A 19,579-nucleotide genomic window follows, 5' to 3' on the forward strand; every position below is an offset into this window, starting at 1 on the left:
CTGTACGTTGCACTCCTGGCCACACGTTGCACTCAATGTTGCCTAGCCGCTCAAGACAGGGAAACAACAATGGCGAAAAAGCCTCGGTCGCAAGCGTTCATCGATGACCCGCTCTGGTACAAGGACGCGGTTATTTATCAGGTCCACGTCAAGTCGTTCTTCGACTCCGACAACGACGGCATCGGTGACTTTCCGGGGTTGATCGCAAAACTCGATTACATTGCCGACCTGGGCGTCAACACCATCTGGCTGTTGCCGTTCTACCCCTCGCCGCGTCGCGACGATGGCTACGACATTGCCGAGTACAGGGCTGTGCACCCGGACTACGGCACCCTGGCCGACGCGCGTCGCTTCATCAACGAGGCGCACAAGCGTGGTTTGCGAGTGATCACCGAACTGGTGATCAACCACACCTCCGACCAGCACCCCTGGTTTCAGCGTGCGCGCAAAGCCAAGAAAGGCTCCAAGGCCCGCGATTTCTATGTGTGGTCCGACAGCGACGACAAATACGACGGCACGCGGATCATCTTTCTGGACACCGAAAAATCCAACTGGACCTGGGATCCTGTGGCCGGTCAGTATTTCTGGCACCGGTTCTATTCCCATCAGCCTGACCTGAATTTCGACAATCCGCAGGTGATGAAAGCGGTCATCGATGTGATGCGCTACTGGTTGGACATGGGCATCGACGGCTTGCGCCTCGATGCCATTCCGTACCTGATCGAGCGTGACGGCACCAACAACGAGAACCTGGCCGAGACCCATCAGGTGCTCAAGCAGATCCGTGCCGAGATCGATGCCAACTACCCCGATCGCATGCTCTTGGCCGAAGCCAACCAGTGGCCGGAAGACACCCAGCTGTATTTCGGCGAGGCGAAGGGCGACGACGGCGACGAATGCCACATGGCCTTTCACTTCCCGTTGATGCCGCGCATGTACATGGCGCTGGCCCAGGAAGACCGGTTCCCGGTCACTGACATCCTGCGTCAGACTCCGGCGATCCCGGCCAATTGCCAATGGGCGATCTTTCTGCGCAACCACGATGAACTGACCCTGGAAATGGTCACCGATCGTGAACGTGACTACCTGTGGAACTACTACGCTGCCGACAGCCGGGCGCGGATCAATCTCGGCATTCGTCGTCGCCTGGCGCCGCTGCTGGAACGGGACCGCCGCCGTGTCGAGCTGCTCAACAGCCTGCTGTTGTCCATGCCCGGTACACCGACCCTGTATTACGGTGACGAAATCGGCATGGGCGACAACATCTACCTGGGCGATCGGGACGGCGTGCGCACGCCGATGCAGTGGTCGATCGACCGCAACGGCGGCTTCTCCCGCGCCGACCCGGCCAGCCTGGTATTGCCGCCGATCATGGATCCGCTGTATGGCTACCAGTCGGTCAACGTCGAGACCCAGGCCAACGATCCGCATTCGCTGCTCAACTGGACCCGGCGCATGCTCGCCGTGCGCCGCCAGCAGAAGGCATTCGGCCGGGGCAGCCTGACCATGCTCACGCCGACCAACCGACGCATTCTGGCCTACGTGCGCGAATACACCGGTAGCGATGGCAAGACCGAGATCGTGTTGTGTGTCGCCAACGTCTCGCGTGCCGCCCAAGCGGCTGAATTGGATCTGTCCCAGTACGCCGGCATGGTGCCGGTGGAAATGCTCGGTGGCAGCGCCTTCCCTCCCATCGGTCAGCTGAATTTTCTGCTGACCTTGCCACCCTACGGCTTCTATTGGTTCCTGCTGGCCAGCGAAACCCAGATGCCGAGTTGGCACGTCGAACCGGCCCAAAGCATGCCTGACTTCCAGACCCTGGTGTTGAAACAACGGATGGAGGAGTTGCTCGACGAGCCGTCGCGCAGCACTCTGGAACACACGTCATTGATGCAGTACCTGCCCAAGCGCCGCTGGTTCGGTGGCAAGGACGTTGCCATCGACAACCTGCGCATCGCCTACGGCGTGCGCTTCGGCACCGCGCAGAATCCGGTGCTGTTCAGCGAGCTGGAAGTCACAGCCGGTGGGCAGACCAGCCGCTACCAGTTCCCGTTCGGCTTCATCCCCGAAGACCACAGCGGTTCGCCGCTGCCGTTGCAACTGGCGCTGTCGCGGGTTCGACGCGGCCGTGAAGTCGGTTTGATCACCGATGCCTTCGTGCTGGAAAGCTTCATCCATTCGGTGATCGAAGGGCTGCAGGTGCAGAAGACATTGTCCAGCGCCGAAGGCGAGATTTGTTTCCAGGCCACCAATCACCTGGCAGCGTTGAAGCTGGAGCAGAGCTCGGTCATCCGCTACCTGTCGGCCGAGCAGTCCAACAGTTCGGTGGTGGTGAGCGGCAGCCTGGTGTTGAAGATGATCCGTCGCGTGAGTGGCGGCATTCACCCCGAGCTTGAGATGGGCGCCTACCTGACCGCTGCCGGCTACGCCAATATCTCGCCTCTGATGGGCTCGGTCAGCCGTGTGGATGCCAGCGGCACCCCGCACCTGTTGATGATTGCCCAGGGCTATCTGAACAATCAGGGCGACGCCTGGGAGTGGACACAGAACAACCTCGAACGCGCCATTCGCGATGAAATGGCCTTCGCCCATGCCGAACAGGGTCAGCGCTACGACGCCTTGGGCGAACTGGCCGACTTTGCCGCCATGTTGGGCCAACGCCTGGGCGAGATGCACGTGGCCCTGGCCGCACCCGGTGCGCAGGCTGATTTCCTGGCCCGCGTGAGCACCGAGAAAGACGCCCAGAGCTGGACCGTGAGTATCTCCAGCCAGGTCGAACGGGCACTGAACCTGCTCGAACAGCGTCGCGCCGATTTCGCCGAGCAGGATCAGGCCTTGGTGGCTGAACTGTTGAGCGAGCGCGAGACGCTGCTGGCCCATGTGCAGCAACTCAGCCGGCAAGCCATCGGTGGCTTGATCATGCGTGTGCATGGCGACCTGCACCTGGGTCAGATGCTGGTGGTGCAGGGCGATGCCTACCTGATCGACTTCGAAGGCGAGCCGGCTCGGCCCCTCGAAGAGCGTCGAGCCAAATACAGCCCTTACAAAGACGTCGGCGGTGTGCTGCGCTCCTTCGACTACGCGGCGGCCATGGCCGTGCGCAATGTGCAGAGCACGGATGCCTCCGATGAGGCGGCGCTGGCGCGTCAGCGCGTGGCCAAGCGTTACCTGGCAGAAGCCCGTCAAGCCTTCATCGGCGCCTATGACCTGGCGACCCAGGCCGTGCCCCATCAGTGGCAGAACCCTGAGGGTGCCCGCGCTGCACTGGATTTGTTCAGCCTTGAAAAGGCTGCCTACGAGATCGCTTATGAAGCGGAGAATCGCCCGAGCTGGTTGGCCGTGCCCTTGCACGGACTGTTCGGGCTCTTGAGTACGAGGGAGAATAAGCAATGAGTGCGCACAGCGAACAGGGCAAGCGTGATGTTGGCGCGTTGCCGGCAAAAGCCGATATCGAGGCGCTGATCCGTGCCGATCATTCCGATCCGTTCTCGGTTCTGGGTGCCCACAGCGATGGCGGTACGGGCAGCTACATTCGTGCCTATCTGCCCACAGCATTGAGCGTACAGGTACTGGCCAAGGACGGTGGTCACCCGTTGAACACGCTCGACCAGGGCGATGTGCCTGGGCTGTTCACCGGCCACATCGAGCAGAGCCAGCCGTACCTGCTGCGCGTGCAGTGGGCCGGTGGTGTGCAGGTCAGTGAAGATCCGTACAGCTACGGCAACTTGCTGGGCGACATGGACATCTATCTGTTTGCCGAAGGCAAGCACCGCAACCTGGGCAGTGTATTCGGGGCGCAGTTCATCGAGATCGACGGTGTCCAGGGCACCCGCTTTGCCGTCTGGGCACCCAACGCCAAGCGCGTTTCGGTGGTCGGTGACTTCAACGTCTGGGATGGCCGTCGCCATCCGATGCGTCAGCGCTTTCCATCCGGGGTCTGGGAACTGTTCATCCCGGCGCTGCAACCGGGCGAACCGTACAAGTACGAAATTCTCGGGCAGCACGGCATCCTGCCGTTGAAGGCCGACCCCATTGCGCTGTGCACCGAGCTGCCGCCGTCGACCGCGTCGCGAGTGGCCAAGCCGATGCAGTTTGCCTGGGACGATGACGCCTGGCTCGACGTTCGTGCCGAACGTCACGCCATCGGTGCGCCGCAGTCCATCTACGAGCTGCATGCCGGTTCGTGGATGTGCGAACTCGATGAAGCGGGTGAAGTGGTCCGTCCCTACAACTGGCACGAATTGGCCGAGCGCCTGATTCCCTACGTGCAGAAGATGGGGTTCACCCACATCGAACTGCTGCCGATCATGGAGCATCCGTTCGGTGGTTCGTGGGGCTACCAGCCGCTGTCGCAGTTCGCGCCGTCGGCTCGCTATGGCACACCGGAAGACTTCGCGGCATTCGTCAATGCCTGCCACAAAGCCGAAATCGGCGTGATCCTCGACTGGGTACCTGCGCATTTCCCGACCGACGAACACGGTCTGGCACGCTTCGATGGCACGGCGCTGTACGAGTACGACAACCCGCTGGAAGGCTTCCACCAGGATTGGAATACGCTGATCTATAACCTGGGCCGCACTGAAGTCCACGGTTTCATGATCGCGTCTGCGGTGCACTGGCTCAAGCACTTCCACATCGACGGGCTGCGTGTGGATGCCGTGGCGTCGATGCTGTACCGCGATTATTCACGCAAAGCCGGTGAGTGGATTCCCAATCAATACGGCGGTCGAGAAAACCTGGAAACCATCGCGTTCCTGCGTCACCTCAACGACGTGGTGAAACAGGAGGCACCGGGTGCCATGGTGATTGCCGAAGAATCCACGGCATGGCCGGGTGTTACCCAGCCGACTCAAGAGGGTGGCCTGGGCTTCGACTACAAGTGGAACATGGGCTGGATGCACGACACGCTCAACTATATCCAGAACGACCCGATCCATCGGCCGCATCACCACAGCCAATTGAGCTTTGGCTTGGTGTACGCCTATTCCGAACACTTCGTGCTGCCGATCTCCCATGACGAAGTGGTGCACGGCAAGCATTCGCTGATCGACAAGATGCCGGGCGACCGCTGGCAGCAGTTCGCCAACCTGCGGGCCTACCTGACCTTCATGTGGACCCACCCCGGCAAGAAGCTGCTGTTCATGGGCTGCGAATTCGGCCAGTGGCGCGAGTGGAACCACGACCATCAGTTGGACTGGTACCTCACGCAGTACTCGGAGCACTCGGGTGTGCAGCAGCTGGTCGCCGACTTGAATCGGTTGTACCGCGACGTACCGGCCCTGCACCAGCAGGACTGCCATCCTGAAGGCTTCCAATGGATCATCGGTGATGACGCCACCAACAGTGTCTTTGCGTGGCTGCGCTGGAGCGCTAGCGGCGAGCCGGTACTGGTGGTCGCCAACTTCACCCCGGTGCCACGCGAGAGCTACACCGTGGGCATACCGTTTGGCGGTGAGTGGGAAGAGCTCCTCAACAGCGATGCGGAGCAATACGCCGGTTCCAACTACGGCAATGGCGGCAAGGTGTTTGCCAGCGAGGAGGGCAGCCATGGCCAGCCGCACTCGATCACCCTCAATCTGCCACCGCTGGGCGTGCTGATCCTGCGTCCTACCCGAGCTGATATCCAGGGTTGATGCCAACGAAAAGGGGCTTCTTCAAGAAGCCCCTTTTTTTATCAGCCGTTCACACGGCCTGCCGCGCTGTCAAACCGGCGTTACCAAGTCTTCGCTAATCAGCGCAACCCCTCGTGCTGTGCCACGGTGGTCGGTTCCAGACCCCACAGTTCCAGCAGAAAGTCGCCTTCCTTGTGCTCTAACAGCCGGTGCATACCGAGTTCGGCCTGTAGCTGAGCGTGTACCTGCTCGGCTGTCTGCGGCGCGCTTTCGATGGTTGCCAGCCAGTGGCAGGCCACCAATTGGCCGCCGGGCTTGAGAGAGTGCCTAACCTGTTCGATGACCTTGCTGAAGTCGGTGCGATTCAGGTAGTAACCCAATTCGTTGAGCACGATCAGGTCGAAGTGTTCGCTTGGCCAGTCGGCGGGCAGGGCTGCTTGCCTGGCCTGGGCATGATCCAGCTCGTGCAAGCGCGCCTGGGTCAGGCCGACCGCACGGGCGTTCATGTCGCAGCTGAGCAGGTAGTCGCAGCGGGTCGACAGGGCCAGGCTGGTTTCTCCGTTGGCGCAGCCTGGCTCGAAGATGGCGCCATAGTGCTCCTGCGGCAGGCAGGCCAGCAGCAGGGCACGCTTGCGTCGTTCGTACCAGCGATGACGCATCGCCCAAGGGTCGTCGTTGCCATCGTAGAGCTTGTCGAAATACTGGTTGTCGACGCTGTCTGCGCTCATAGAAAGACGACCTCGAACGGCTGCAGCAGCCGCTCCAATACATAGGGTGGAAGAACCGGTGCCAGACCGATCTGCGGGTCGCCTTCCAGTTGGCTGGCAAAGGCGTGGGCGGCGTGGCTCTTGCGCGCCACCATGTTATTGTCCAGCGGCAGCTTGCGCGCGCGTTGCCAAGGAATTCGATCGTCTTCGGGCGCGGCCCAATGCCAGGTCCAGATCGGCAGTTCATGGTGAACCGCTCCCACCGCTGCAGCGGCCGTCGCGCCCGCTCGGCCACTGGCCTCGTGGTCGGTGTGGCCATCGTTGCACCAAGTGCTGAACACGACATCGTTGGGCTTGAGATAGCGTTGGATGAAGTCCGTGAGCCGTTGTTCGTCACGGGCCACACCGCTGTCGGCAAAACCGCCGCGGATCCACTGCAGGCTGTGCAGGGGCAAGCCCAGTCTGCGCAGCGCCTCGTTGCTCTCCTGCGGGCGTACGGCGCTCAAACGTTCGGCCGTCCAGGTCTGCGATCCGGGGTGACTGGCGCTGCCGTCGGTGACGGAGATGATCAGGATCGGCCGTTCCAACTGCGCCAGCAATTGCAGCAGCCCGCCGCAGCCGAGTACTTCGTCGTCGGGGTGCGGGGCGATGATTACCGCTCGTGAACCGGCAGGGACCAGGGTCTGGGCATCGATCAGCGGCAATTCGGCCAGATGCCTGGAGCTGCGCCAAGCCTGCAGGGGCGTACCCTGGCCTACGATAGGGTTCTCTTTCATAAACTCCAGGTCCGCGTCGTGGGGGCGCCAAGCAATTGCCCAAGCGCGGCCAGGTCGCGTTCGGCATGGCTCTGTCGCAGGTACACCGGCAGATCGGCGATCAACCGGGCGAAATGAGGATCCTTGCAGTACGGACCGGCACCCATGGCCCGGCCAACGTGGCTGATGACGGTTTCTGCGGTCTCTTCGGCCACCGCACGGCACAGCCGCGCCGAATGCTCGAAAGGGCCGTCGGGCTGTTGATCGGCTGCATTGGCCGCTTGGCGCAACACGGCGATGCAAGCGCCCAGCGCACGATCCACCGCGCCCAGGTGGGCCAAGGCGTGGGGCTCGGGACGGGCGTGACAATGCTGGGCCAGGTGGCGTGCCAGTTCGCGGGCAGCGCCGAACCAGCACGCGGCGATACCGATCCCGCCCAGCCAGAACCCCGGTCGGCTCAGATAGCCCCCAGCCGGTCCGACATACCAGCCTTCGGCATTTTCCAGCAGGATTTCGACGCTGCCGGTGTTGGCCATGCCCACCGCGTGCCAGCCGTCGTCGGTGACGCACAGGTTGGGCTGATCCATCGGCACGGCGACCAACTGCTGCTGGCCGTCGTCATCCCAGGCGGTCAGCAGGCCATGAGTGACGACACCGGCGCCCGAACACCAGGCCTTGCGGCCACTGAGCACCGCACGATCGCCCTCGCGCCGGACCATCACCCGGGCCTGGGGCGGCTCCGATGCCCAGGTGCCCCAGATCGAGCCTTCCGGCACAGACTGTGCGCGTAGCTCCTGCATGATTGCCAGGGCGTCGGTATGCCCCTCATACAGCTTGCACAAGCCCAGGTCATGCCCGGCCACGGCGGCCAGGCATTGCCAACGTTGCAACGTGTCGCCACCGGCCGGCAGCGGCAGGCTGTCCAGGCCCAGACTGCACAGGCGTCGCATTTCCTTGCCCAGCGCTGCGGTGTCGGCGTAGCCCTGTGGTGGGCGGGTCAGTGCTTCGATCAGGGTTGGCTTCATTCTTCGAGGTCCCGGTGCAGTTCGAACATCAGCATCGAGCGACCGGTTACCAGGAATTCGCTGCCGAACTCCAGACGCTCATGCTCGCCCAGCTCCGGGCGGTTGGTGTCGATGCGACAGTTCCAGTACTCGCCTTCCGGCACTTGAGGCAGGATGAAATTGACCACGTCGTGGTGAGCGTTGACGATCAGCAGCAAGGTGGCATCGGCCCCTGGCTTGCGAATGCCGCTGGGCTGCGCGCGGCCATCGAGCATCATGCCCAGGCAGCGACCGTTGGGATCTTCCCATTGCTCGGCGGTCATTTCGTTGCCCAATGGATCCAGCCAGGTGACGTCCTTGACGCCGATCGCTTCGTTGTATTCACCCACCAGGAAACGGTTGCGGCGCAGGATCGGATAGCTGTTGCGCAGTTTCACCAGGCGCTTGACGAAGCGCAGCAGGCCTTTGCCTTCCTCGTCCAGCTCCCAGTTGATCCAGCCGATCTCGCTGTCCTGGCAATAGGCATTGTTGTTGCCGCCCTGGGTCCGCGAGAACTCGTCGCCGGCGACGATCATCGGTGTGCCCTGGGAGAACAGCAGGGTGGTGAAGAAGTTGCGCATCTGCCGCAGGCGCAGTTCCACGATTTCCGGGTCATCGCTGGGGCCTTCGACGCCGTGGTTCCAGGAGACGTTGTTGCTGGTGCCGTCCTGGTTGTCTTCCTCGTTCTCTTCGTTGTGCTTGTCGTTGTACGACACCAGATCGCGCAGGGTGAAGCCGTCGTGGGCGGTGATGAAATTCACCGAGGAGTACGGGCGGCGGCCACGCTGGTTGAACATATCGCCGGAGCCGGTCATTCGTGCGGCGAAGTCGGCAAGCTGGCCGTCGTCGCCTTTCCAGAACGCCCGCACGGTGTCGCGGAAGCGATCGTTCCATTCGGCCCAGCCGGGTGCGAAACCGCCCACTTGGTAGCCGCCGGGGCCGCAGTCCCACGGTTCGGCGATGAGCTTGACCGTGCGCAGCACCGGGTCCTGACGGCAGGCTACGAGGAAGCTGTGACGTTCCGAGAAGCCGTCGTGATAGCGCCCCAGAATGGTCGCCAGGTCGAAGCGGAAGCCGTCGACGTGCATCTCCGACGCCCAGTAGCGCAGCGAGTCGGTGACCATCTGCAGCACGCAGGGGTGGCTCAGGTCCAGGGTGTTGCCGGTGCCCGAGTCATTGATGTAATAGCGCTTGTTCTCCGGCATCAGGCGGTAGTAGGAGGCGTTGTCGATACCGCGCATCGACAGGGTCGGGCCTTGCTCGTTGCCTTCGGCGGTGTGGTTGTAGACCACGTCGAGAATCACTTCCAGGCCGGCGTCGTGCAGGTGCGCGATCATCTCCTTGAATTCGGCGATCTTGCCGCTGGCGATGTAGCGCGAATGCGGGGCGAAAAAGGCAATGCTGTTGTAGCCCCAATAGTTGTTGAGGCCTTTCTGCAGCAGATGCTGGTCGTTGACGAAGCCGTGGATGGGCAGCAGCTCGATCGAGGTGACGCCCAGCTTTTTCAGGTGGTCGACCACTTCCGGCACGGCGAGGCCGGCGAAGGTGCCGCGCAACGCTTCCGGCACCGCCGGGTGCTGCATGGTCAGGCCGCGCACATGGGCCTCGTAGAAGATCGTCTTGTCCCACGGGACGCTGACGCGGTGGTCGCGGCCCCAGGTGTAGGCCGGGTCGATGACCTTGCTTTTGGGCACGAAGGGCGCACTGTCGCGCTCGTCGAAACTAAGGTCACCATCGGGATGCCCGATGGTGTAGCCGAACAGGGCTTCGGACCACTTCAACTCACCGACCAGTTGCTTGGCATACGGGTCGATCAGCAGTTTATTGGGGTTGAAGCGGTGGCCGTTTTCCGGATCGTAGGGACCATGCACACGGTAGCCGTAGATCAGCCCCGGGTGGGCGTCGGGCAGGTAGCCATGGTAGATCTCGTCGGTGTACTCGGGCAACTCGATGCGCTCGATCTCTTCTTCGCCGCTGGCGTCGAAGATGCATAGCTCGACCTTGGTGGCATTGGCCGAAAACAGCGCGAAGTTGACGCCCAGGCCATCCCAGGTCGCGCCGAGCGGGAAGGGCAGGCCTTCACGGATACGCGAGGGTTCGGCGGGTTCTGGCGCTGGTGCAGCTTTTTTTTGCGGACTCATGGTCGATCCTTGCTCTTGGTTTGCACGCGTACGGCGCAGGCAGATGTCACGGCATCTTCGGTGTCTTCAGAGTCGGGTGTACGAGGGTGTGCAACGGGTTGGAAGACGCGCCGTGCGAGTGACGGGCGTTTGAGGTCGTGAAACCGCGACCATCCAGCCCTGAGGCTGGATCGGCGAAAAATGGGCCCGCGTGCCCGGGAAAGGTGGTACGCGGGCGGGTATCACTTTGCAGCAGGCTTCTTCGGCGCCCGCGGCTTTTTCGGGGCGGCCGGCTTGGTGTCGTCTTCGGCTTTTGGAGCTGAATCAGCCGTCGCTTGGTCGGCGGCCTTTGCAGGTGGCTTGGGCTTGGCGGCGGTGGCTTCACCGGCAGCTTTCGGCTTTGGCTTGGGCTTTGGCTGAGCCGCTGCCTTGGGCTTGGCCGGTGCCTTGCCCTTGCTTGGCTTGGACGGTGCCAGCGCTTCGGCTTCGGCCAGTTTTCGCGCCATTTCCCAATGACGCTGTTCCTGACCTTCGGGCTGGCCTTCGGATTCCCAGATCTGATAGGCGAATTCGCGGACTCGTTTGTCGTCGGCACTCATTTCAACGCTCCTTAATTACAGCTCACTTTGTAGGAAGAGATTGACAGGAAACTCTTTCAGCGCAGTGCCTACCAACAATTCCTTCTCTGCTGTGACTGCCTGCTCGGAAAAAAGTCCCTTCAATGTAGCCCCGGATTTTGCCGATGGCAAAACGACACGGGTGTCGCCCCAAGCGCTCGCATCGATCAGAGGCGTCCTGCTATCAGCAAGAAGGCCACTGGCCAGGCGAGGCACGATCACCACTGCAGCGGTGCCGTCCAGTACCCGCGCAAAGGCGTGGATACGATCGGCATGAGCGCCCAAAACGTCCAGCTTCTGGTAGCTGCCCTCGCGGAACAGCGCTGGATGCGCGGCGCGGACCTCGAGGGTACGCTGAATCATGGCCTGTTTGATGCGACCATCGTGCCAGCTTTCCAACAGCTCGCTGACGGCAGGACGGGCATCGAGTGAGCGTTCCCGCGCGGCGTAGTCGACCGGGCGACGGTTGTCCGGATCCACCAGGCTGAAATCCCAGTACTCGGCGCCTTGATACAGATCGGGAATACCCGGCACGGTCATGCGCAGCAGCGTCTGCACCAGACTGTCCAGCGCGCCGCTGGGCGCGATGGTGCGGCTGGCCGCAGCGATGGCGTCGCGCAGTGGGCGACCCTGCTCGCTGAGCAGCAACTGTTCGAGGAACTCGCGGCAAGCCTTTTCATAGGCTTCGTTCGGTGCGCTCCAGCTGCTGATCAGCTTGGCCTCGCGCAACGCTTTCTGCTGCCACTGATACAGGCGTTCGGCGTAGGCGGTCAGGCCATCGACGTCGTCGCTGCGCAGGTCCAGCGGCCAGCTGCCCAGCAATGCCTGATACAGCATCAGTTCGTCGCCACCGGTCGGTGCATGGCCATCGCCGAAGGCACTGCGCAGGGGCGCGGCCAGTTCGAGCCATTGTTCGACTTGCTCGACGTACCAGGGAGCACGCTCGCTGAGCACGGCCAGGCGGGTGCGAGTATCTTCGCCGCGCTTGTGGTCGTGAGTCGCAGTGGCCAAAAGGTTGTCGGGGAAGTGCTGCAGACGCTGCTGACAGGCTTCGTCGAACGCTTCGGGAGTACCGGCGAACAGTTCGGTCTCGAACCCTACGTCGTTGCGCGAAAGCAATACGGCAGAGCGATAGAATGCGGTGTCTTCAACGGCCTTCGCCGCCGACGGCGAAGTCAGCTGCTGGAAGCGCACGCAGGCATGACGGATCAGCTTGCGCGGGCGACCCAGCGGCAGGTCGCGCCACGATTGGCCGCCCAACCAGCGCTCCAGGTAGTCGAGCACCGGCCAGTCGGCTTCGCCCAAGGTACTGCGAGCACCTTCCATGGCTTTCTGGAAGAAGGCCTCATCTTCGGCAGGACGCCCGCACGGGTTGATGTAGGTGCGGTACACCGGGAAATGCACGATCAGCTCCTGCAGCGCCCGGCGAATGGCGCCCAGGGTCAGGTCGCGGCTCATCAGATCGCCTCGGGCCACCTGCAGCAAGGCCTGGGCGACGGACTCGAAGTCACCGGCCAGTGAGCCATTGAGCACCAGGTTGCGCGCTACGTGCGCCTCTTCGATGAACTCGCTGGGTCGTCCGCTGATGCGGCTCCAGAGTTCGCCCAGCGGCTGCTCGCCGGCTGGATCGTGCTGGAGCAAGGAAACCTGGTTCATGAATTCATAACCGGTGGTGCCGTCGACCTGCCAGTCACGGTGCAGCGTTTCGCCCGCGCCGAGGATCTTCTCGACATAGATCGGCACATGATCGATGCGTGCTGATTCAGGACGTTGCTGCAACAGGCCTTCGACCCGACGCCGCAGTTTGCGCGAGTAACCGCGCGGATCAGCCAGGCCGTCGATGTGGTCGATACGCAGACCATCCACCAGGCCCGCTGCGATCAACTCGAAGATCTTCGCATGGGTGGCTTCGAACACGGCAGGGCGTTCGACACGCAGCCCGCCAAGCTCGTTGACGTCGAAGAAGCGCCGCCAGTTGATGTCGTCGCCCGCCGTGCGCCAGCTCGCAAGGCGATAGGATTGGCGTTCCAGCAGTTCGTGCAGACGCTTGAAGCCTTCTTCGCTGGTCGAGTCGAAGCGTGCCAGCGAAGCCTCGATGGCTTCGCTCAAGCCCGCGCCAGCGGCCTGTTTGGCCAGCTCGGCCTGTAACGCACGGGCCTGAGCGTAGGCGTCGTCGCTGCCATGTAGATTGGCGAAACGCGCACCCAGCTCACTGACCGGCGCATTGCCGGATGCGGCCAGGATGTGTGGATAGTCGATGGGGCAGATGGGAAAGCGATGTTCGTAGTGCTCGACGAAGAAACTGCCCTGTTCGGCATCGAACTTGAGCACCAGCTCGCCCTTCTGCAGGGCCACACCGTAATCACTGCCCAGAAACGGCAACAGCAACTGGCCTTCGAGCAGCGGATCGGGCGAGTGCCACTGGATGTCGAAGAATTCCGAATACGGGCTGCGACGGCCCCATTCGAGCAAATCCAGCCACCACGGATTATGTGAGCCCCCGACCGCCATGTGGTTGGACACGATGTCGAGGATGAAGCCCATATCGTGCTCGCGCAGCGCCGCGATCAGCCGCTCCAGCGCAGGCTGGCCGCCTAGCTCGGGGTTGACCTGGGTCGGGTCGACCACGTCATAGCCGTGCATGGAGCCCGGGCGAGCCTTGAGAATGGGCGAAGCATAAACGTGGCTGATGCCGAGCCGGGAAAAATAAGGCACGAGGCGAGCGGCATCATCCAGGGTGAAATCTTTGTGCAATTGCAGCCGAACGCTGGCCGTCATTTTTTTCATCGGTAACGCTCACTGGCTTGTTGGCGGGCGCAGGCCAGCAGCTCTAGGCGTCTGGCAGCGTCTTCATCGTCGAGAAGATTCTGGGCATGGGCGCTGTAGCGGCGGCGCCAATTGGGGTGACTGTCTATGGTGCCCGGCAGGTTGGCCTGTTCTTCGATACCCAAGGCATCGTCGATTGGCAGCAGCACCAGCGGGGCAGGGGTCAGGCCGAGAAAGCGCGTGCTTGCGTCGATGATGGCGTCGATGTCCTCGATGCCTTCACTTTCACTGTGTTGCAGCTCAGGAGCGAGCACCTGGCGCAGGGCGCGACGCTCGTGATCACGGGTCACGCGCCATTGTTTCTCGGTCGGCTCGTCGATCAGTTCCAGGTCGCGGTTCCAATCGATGTCGCGACCGTGCCACCAGCCGTTGAGAGTGGGCAAGTCGTGGGTGGTCGACGTCGCCAAAGCATTGTCCGGCCATGCTTGATGTTCGGTAAATTCTCCGTCGTTTTGCTCGAACAGCAGCACACGCATGCCGAGCATCTGCCTGGCCGCCAGTTTCTCGCGCAGCCCATCCGGCACGGTGCCGAGGTCTTCGCCGAGCACTACCGCCTGGTGACGATGAGATTCGAGGGCGAGCAGGCGCAACATGTCGTCGATAGGGAACTGCAGGTACGCACCTTCGCCGGGCTTGGCGTCGGCCGGGATCAGCCACAGGCGTTGCAGGCCCATGATGTGGTCGATACGCAGGCCGCCCGCGTGGGCAAAATTGGCCCGCAGCATTTCGATGAAGGCCCGGAAACCATTGCGCTTGAGGCCCTCGGGAGAAAAGGCGGAAATACCCCAGCTCTGTCCGGAGCGATTGAGAATGTCCGGTGGCGCGCCGACGGTGAGGTCGGCGAGCAATTCGTCCTGGCGACTCCAGGCCTGGCTCCCGGCACCATCGGCACCCACGGCGAGGTCGGCGATCAGGCCGATCTTCATGCCGCTGTCGCGGGCGGCTTTCTGCACCTTGGCCAGGCAGCGATCGATTAACCACTGGCAGAAGGCATGAAAGGCGATTTCGTCGGCATGGGCGGCAGCGAACTCGGCCACCGCGGTACCGCGCGGGTCATGCCACTCTTGTGGCCATTGGCGCCAATCCAGGCTTTCGTCACGGGCCTTGAAATCGGCCTGCAGCGCTTCATAGCGGCAGTGGTTTTCCAATGCTTCGCCACCGGCGTGGCGAAAGGCACTGAAATCTGCGTTCAAAGCGTGTTCGGTGTCGCCGAAGCCCTTGTATAAGGCCCTGAACATGCGCTGCTTGGCGCTGGCGGCAGCCGGCCAATCGACCAAAGGCAGTGCCTCGAGCGATTGCAGGGTTTCGCTCAGCCCGGCAACCTCGATGGCCGTGCGCACCGCGTCTTCACCCAGCACCGCGGCAGGGGCCGCGTACAGGCTGTTGAGGAACAGACGGCTGGACGGCGAATAAGGGCTGTAGCGCGTATTGTCGCTGCTGCTCATGGCGTGCATGGGGCTGATGGCCAAGGTGTCGGCACCGCGCTCGCCGGCGCTGCGCACCAGGGCTTCCAGCGCCTGAGTGTCGCCGAAGCCGCCATCGCCGGCGCGGCGCACGGCGTAGAGTTGCACGCCCAGCCCCCAAGCGTGGGCGGTGTCCTGCCCGTAGGCGTCAGCGACGCTGTAGCAGCGTGCCGGTGCCACAGCCAAGGTGAAGCGCTGCTGCTCGATCTGTACATCCTGATAGCCAACGGGCAGCAGACCGGGCAGGGCGGCATGCTTGTCCAGGCTGATCGACAGCGTGCTGCCGTCTTCCAGATGCACCTCACACGCCGTACCGGGCGCGAAGAACTTCGCCAGATCAAGCGGCTGACCATGCTCGACGGTCAGCAACGGAGGCAGACGATGCGACTGCGCCGCCTTGCTCGACGCCGCCAGACTTTCTTTCAGTTCATCGTCGCTGTCGGCTGGATGGCCGAGGCCTCGCAGCACCTTGCGCAGGACACTGTCGGGAACGGTTTGCGGCTTGCCGTTGGCATCGGTCCAGTCGACGGCGATCCCCGCCTGTTCGGCGAGGTCATGCAGTTGCTGTTGCTCGCTCATGCCGCGGTCTCCGCAGCACTCGCCGGGACCAGGCTGACCAGCGCCGTGTGGGCAGGCAAGCCTTGAGTGCTCCCCGCATCGTCCGGTTGCAGGCGACTGTCGAACAGCCGGTGTTCGGTGGGCAGTTGAACAGGCACTGCACTCTCGCTCAGATTGAGGTCGATACGCAGCACGCTGCCGTCACCCATACGCCATTTGGCGGTCACGGCCTTGTCGGCCAGCACTTGGGCTCCCAGCGACTGGGCACCCTCAAGCCGCGGTACGATCTCGTCGCGGCGCAGGGCCAACAGCTGACGGTACAGCTGCACCCAAGGACCGTCCTGGCGGAATTGGAACTCGGCAAAGTCCGGGCGTGAAGTTTCGAAGGTGCTTGCCGCGTTCGGATCCGGAATCTTGGCGCGGGTTTCTTCGTTGGCGAACGAGTCGAAGGCAGCGAACTCGGCACGGCGACCTTCGCGCACGGCTTCCGCCAGTTCGCCGTGGTGATCGGTGAAAAACAAGAAGGGTTCGTCTGCGGCCCATTCATCGCCCATGAACAGCATGGGGATCATCGGCGAGAGCAGCAGCAGTGCAGTCGCTGCCCGAAGCGCAGGCTCGCTGCACAGCAGGCTCAGCCGCTCGCCCATGGCACGGTTGCCGATCTGGTCATGGTTCTGCAGGAACAGCACGAAGGCGCTCGGTGGCAGATGACCACTCGGCTCGCCACGCGCTTCACCTTTCTGATTGGTTTCACCCTGGTAGATGAAGCCCTGGCTAAGGCAGCGAGCCAGCTTCTCGGTGGAGTCTTGGCTGAAGTCGGCGTAGTACGCCTCGCTTTCGCCGGTCAATATTGCGTGCAGCACGTTGTGGCCGTCGTCGTTCCACTGAGCGTCATAGCCCTGTTCGAGCAGGTGAGCCTGGTTGTGCTCGTTTTCCAGCATCAACCAGACATGCCGGTCCGGCCCGACCTGCTCACGCAAGGTGCCGGCCATTTCCTGCAGGAACGTAGGATCCTGAATCGCGTGCACAGCATCGAAACGCAGACCGTCGAAACGGTATTCGAGCAGCCACATCGCGGCGTTGTCGATGAAGAAGCTGCGCACCTCATCGCGACGGAAGTCGATGGCGTCGCCCCATGGGGTTTTCTTGTCGTGACGGAAGAAACCCTTGGCATAGCGGCCCAGGTAATTGCCGTCCGGCCCGAAGTGGTTGTAGACCACATCGAGGATCACCATCAGACCATGGCCGTGGGCGCAGTCGATCAGGTGCTTGAGTTGTTCAGGGGTGCCGTAGGAGGCTTCGGGCGCATAGGGCAGCACGCCGTCGTAGCCCCAGTTGCGCGAGCCGGGAAATTCGGCAATCGGCATCAGTTCGATGGCAGTGACGCCCAGCGCGGCCAGGCGGGCCAGATGAGCCTCGACACCGGCGTAGCCACCCAAGGCACCGACGTGCAGCTCGTAAATGACTGCCTGAGACCAGGGACGACCCAGCCAGTTGCTGTTCTGCCACTCATAGGCCAACGGGTCGACCACGATGCTGGGGGAGTGCACATCGTCCTGCTGGGCGCGGGACGCCGGATCCGGCACGGCGACCTCGCCATCGATATCGAAGCGGTAGGCCGTGCCCGCCGGGCACTTGTGCTCCAGGGTGAACCACCCGTCGCTGCCCGCGACCATGGGCAAGGATTCATCATCAGCGATCTGTAATCCAACCGAGAAAGCATCCGGAGCCCACAGTGCAAAGTGAGTGAGTCCGGAGTCCTGCATTACCGCACCGTGGGACCAGGTTTCAGTTTTCCGTGAAGGCATCGATGAAACCTCTTCCGTCATTGACCAGTTGCCGTTATTGATGAGTTGTCGTGATTGAGTGACTGCCGTTACCGATGAGCCGCGGAACGCTTGCTGCCTTGCACCAGCGTCTTGTACAGGTCGGCGTAGGGTTCGACCGCTTCGCTCCAGTTGAACGGTTGGGTCATGGCGCGGCAGCGCATGGCATTCAGCAGTTCAGGCTTGTCGAACACATAGAAGGCGCGGGCCAACGCGGCCTGATAGCTTTCGATGGTCGATTCGCCGAACAGGAAGCCCGTCACGCCGTCTTCGATGGTGTCGGCCAGACCGCCCGTGTTGCGGGCCACTGGCAAGGAACCGAAGCGCTGGGCATACATCTGGCTCAGCCCGCAGGGTTCATAGCGCGAAGGCATCAGCAGGAAATCGCTGCCGGCGAACATGCGGCGAGCATCGGTTTCGTTGAAGCCGATGCGCACGCCGACGCGACCCGGGAAACGCAGGGCCAGTTCGCGCATGGCTTGCTCTTCTTCAGGCTCGCCGCGGCCGATGATGACCACCTGGCCGCCGTTCTCGACGATGAACTGGGTAACGCCTTCTGTCAGGTCCAGGCCTTTCTGATAGACCAGGCGGGAGACCACGGCGAACAATGGGCCGTCCGAATCGTCGATCTCGAACAGCTCGCGCACGTGGGCGGCATTGACGGCTTTGCCTTCCCAGTCGTTCAAGCTGAACGGGCACACCAAGTGCGGGTCGGTCGCCGATTCCCAGCTGGCGTCGATGCCATTGGGAATGCCACTCAGCTTGCCTTGCTGCGCCTTGCTGCTAAGGAAACCTTCAAGGCCACAGCCGAATTCCGGGGTGGTGATCTCTTCGGCGTAGGTCGCGCTCACTGTGGTGATGTGGTTCGAATAGGCCATGCCGGCCTTGAGGAACGACAGCTTGCCGAAGAATTCCATGCCGTCCTGCTGCATCGCATGGCTGGGCACGCCCAACTCAGGGCAGCAGGCACGGCTGAACACACCCTGGTAGGCCAGGTTGTGGATGGTGAACAAAGTCGGTGTGCTCAGCCCGCGCCAATGCATGTAGGCAGGCGCCAGACCTGCGGGCCAGTCATGGGCATGAACCAGATCGGGCTTCCAGTGGACCATGCCCTGGCCGGCTGCGATATCCGCAGCAGCCAAGCCCAGGCGGGCGAAGCGAATATGGTTGTCCGGCCAGTCGCGACCGTTGTTGGCGCCATAAGGAGTGCCGTCACGCTCGTACAACTCAGGGCAGAGCAGTACGTAGATGACGAGCCCGTCGGGCATGTCCATACGACCGATCTTGCAGGGCGGCAGGGCGGCGTGGCCGCTCAATTCGCCAACCACATGAATCGGATTGTCACTGTTGAGCACTTGCGGGTAGCCGGGAATCAGCACACGAACGTCGTGAACCTGGCTCATGGCACGTGGCAGCGCAGCCGACACGTCACCCAGGCCGCCGGTCTTGACCAGGTCGGCGATCTCCGATGTCACGAAAAGAACTTTTTGCTTGTGGACGCTGGACGGCGTCTGCAGTGCTTTGCTGGTAGGCGTGGGAACCTGCAAGTGAGCGGGTTCCGCCGCTTGCCTGTTGAAACGCTCTCCGTGGTTTTCGACAGCGGCACTGATCATTGTTCTCTCCCGTGCATTACGTACTTGTATGGCAGATCCTGACTCTGAAAAAGCGCTGATCGATTAGCGCTTCCCGCTGACACACGCACAGGCGCTGCAGACAACGGCGTTCCTGCCGCAGGCTGCAATGATTCACGGGATAGCAGGTTTGGCGGACAAGAAACATCAAATAACCTGCTTCCTATCCTGACCTGTCTGATTTGCAAAAAGTTTCGAGTTTTTTGCATCGGATTTCCAAGCGATAGATCGCCTGTGACCTGAGTGTAGGAGATCCGCCATTTTTTTGGGCCGGGCGCGCGACTGACGGGCGATTATTATTGGCACACTCGTACTACAGGCCTTGTCCGGTGGGCGTTTTGGCGGCTTCGCGGCCCTTGCTCGAGCCTGTTGGCGAACCCTCATGGGTCCTGGAACAAAACCATTGCGATTTGTGTACCGC

At 62.3% G+C, this 19,579-nt stretch carries 11 protein-coding genes; 2 read left to right on the plus strand and 9 right to left on the minus strand.

What is annotated here, in order from left to right; all coding sequences use genetic code 11:
- Nucleotides 1-69 precede the first annotated feature (69 nt).
- Nucleotides 70-3,393, plus strand: a complete 3,324-nt coding sequence (gene treS, locus ASF66_RS02185) for a maltose alpha-D-glucosyltransferase (protein ID WP_056842530.1) — start codon at nt 70-72, stop codon at nt 3,391-3,393.
- Nucleotides 3,390-5,633 carry a 1,4-alpha-glucan branching protein GlgB gene (gene glgB / locus ASF66_RS02190; protein WP_056842531.1) on the plus strand — a complete coding sequence of 748 codons (2,244 nt, stop codon included), beginning with the start codon at nt 3,390-3,392 and terminating at the stop codon, nt 5,631-5,633. Before treS ends, glgB begins: the two co-directional genes overlap by 4 nt.
- A gap of 98 nt (nt 5,634-5,731) precedes the next feature.
- Here the strand turns inward: glgB and ASF66_RS02195 are convergent, their stop codons facing one another.
- The 9 genes from ASF66_RS02195 to glgA form a co-directional block, all read right to left on the minus strand.
- A complete protein-coding gene (locus tag ASF66_RS02195) occupies nt 5,732-6,340 on the minus strand; it encodes a class I SAM-dependent methyltransferase (RefSeq protein ID WP_056842532.1) in 609 nt (202 codons plus the stop codon).
- Nucleotides 6,337-7,095 (minus strand): PIG-L deacetylase family protein, encoded by a 759-nt coding sequence (locus ASF66_RS02200; RefSeq protein ID WP_056842533.1) that lies wholly within the window; start codon nt 7,093-7,095, stop codon nt 6,337-6,339. Before ASF66_RS02200 ends, ASF66_RS02195 begins: the two co-directional genes overlap by 4 nt.
- Entirely contained in the window at nt 7,092-8,099 is a 1,008-nt protein-coding gene (locus tag ASF66_RS02205; RefSeq protein WP_049860151.1) for an acyl-CoA dehydrogenase family protein, read from the minus strand. Before ASF66_RS02205 ends, ASF66_RS02200 begins: the two co-directional genes overlap by 4 nt.
- On the minus strand, nt 8,096-10,258 hold the full coding sequence (gene glgX / locus ASF66_RS02210) for a glycogen debranching protein GlgX (RefSeq protein ID WP_056842534.1): 2,163 nt from the start codon (nt 10,256-10,258) through the stop codon (nt 8,096-8,098). The genes ASF66_RS02205 and glgX overlap by 4 nt, the downstream gene beginning before the upstream one ends.
- Before the next feature lie 221 nt (nt 10,259-10,479).
- Entirely contained in the window at nt 10,480-10,836 is a 357-nt protein-coding gene (locus ASF66_RS02215) for a DUF2934 domain-containing protein (RefSeq protein WP_056842535.1), read from the minus strand.
- A 15-nt stretch (nt 10,837-10,851) separates the two neighbouring features.
- Nucleotides 10,852-13,641 (minus strand): malto-oligosyltrehalose synthase, encoded by a 2,790-nt coding sequence (locus ASF66_RS02220; protein WP_056842536.1) that lies wholly within the window; start codon nt 13,639-13,641, stop codon nt 10,852-10,854.
- On the minus strand, nt 13,638-15,722 hold the full coding sequence (gene malQ, locus ASF66_RS02225) for a 4-alpha-glucanotransferase (RefSeq protein ID WP_056842537.1): 2,085 nt from the start codon (nt 15,720-15,722) through the stop codon (nt 13,638-13,640). The genes ASF66_RS02220 and malQ overlap by 4 nt, the downstream gene beginning before the upstream one ends.
- On the minus strand, nt 15,719-17,509 hold the full coding sequence (treZ, locus tag ASF66_RS02230) for a malto-oligosyltrehalose trehalohydrolase (RefSeq protein WP_082484389.1): 1,791 nt from the start codon (nt 17,507-17,509) through the stop codon (nt 15,719-15,721). The genes malQ and treZ overlap by 4 nt, the downstream gene beginning before the upstream one ends.
- Nucleotides 17,510-17,577: 68 nt before the next feature.
- On the minus strand, nt 17,578-19,140 hold the full coding sequence (gene glgA, locus ASF66_RS02235) for a glycogen synthase GlgA (protein ID WP_049860157.1): 1,563 nt from the start codon (nt 19,138-19,140) through the stop codon (nt 17,578-17,580).
- Between the last annotated feature and the right edge of the window lie 439 nt (nt 19,141-19,579).

The sequence above is a fragment of the Pseudomonas sp. Leaf129 genome (assembly GCF_001423465.1).
GTDB classification, from domain to species: Bacteria; Pseudomonadota; Gammaproteobacteria; order Pseudomonadales; family Pseudomonadaceae; genus Aquipseudomonas; species Aquipseudomonas coleopterorum.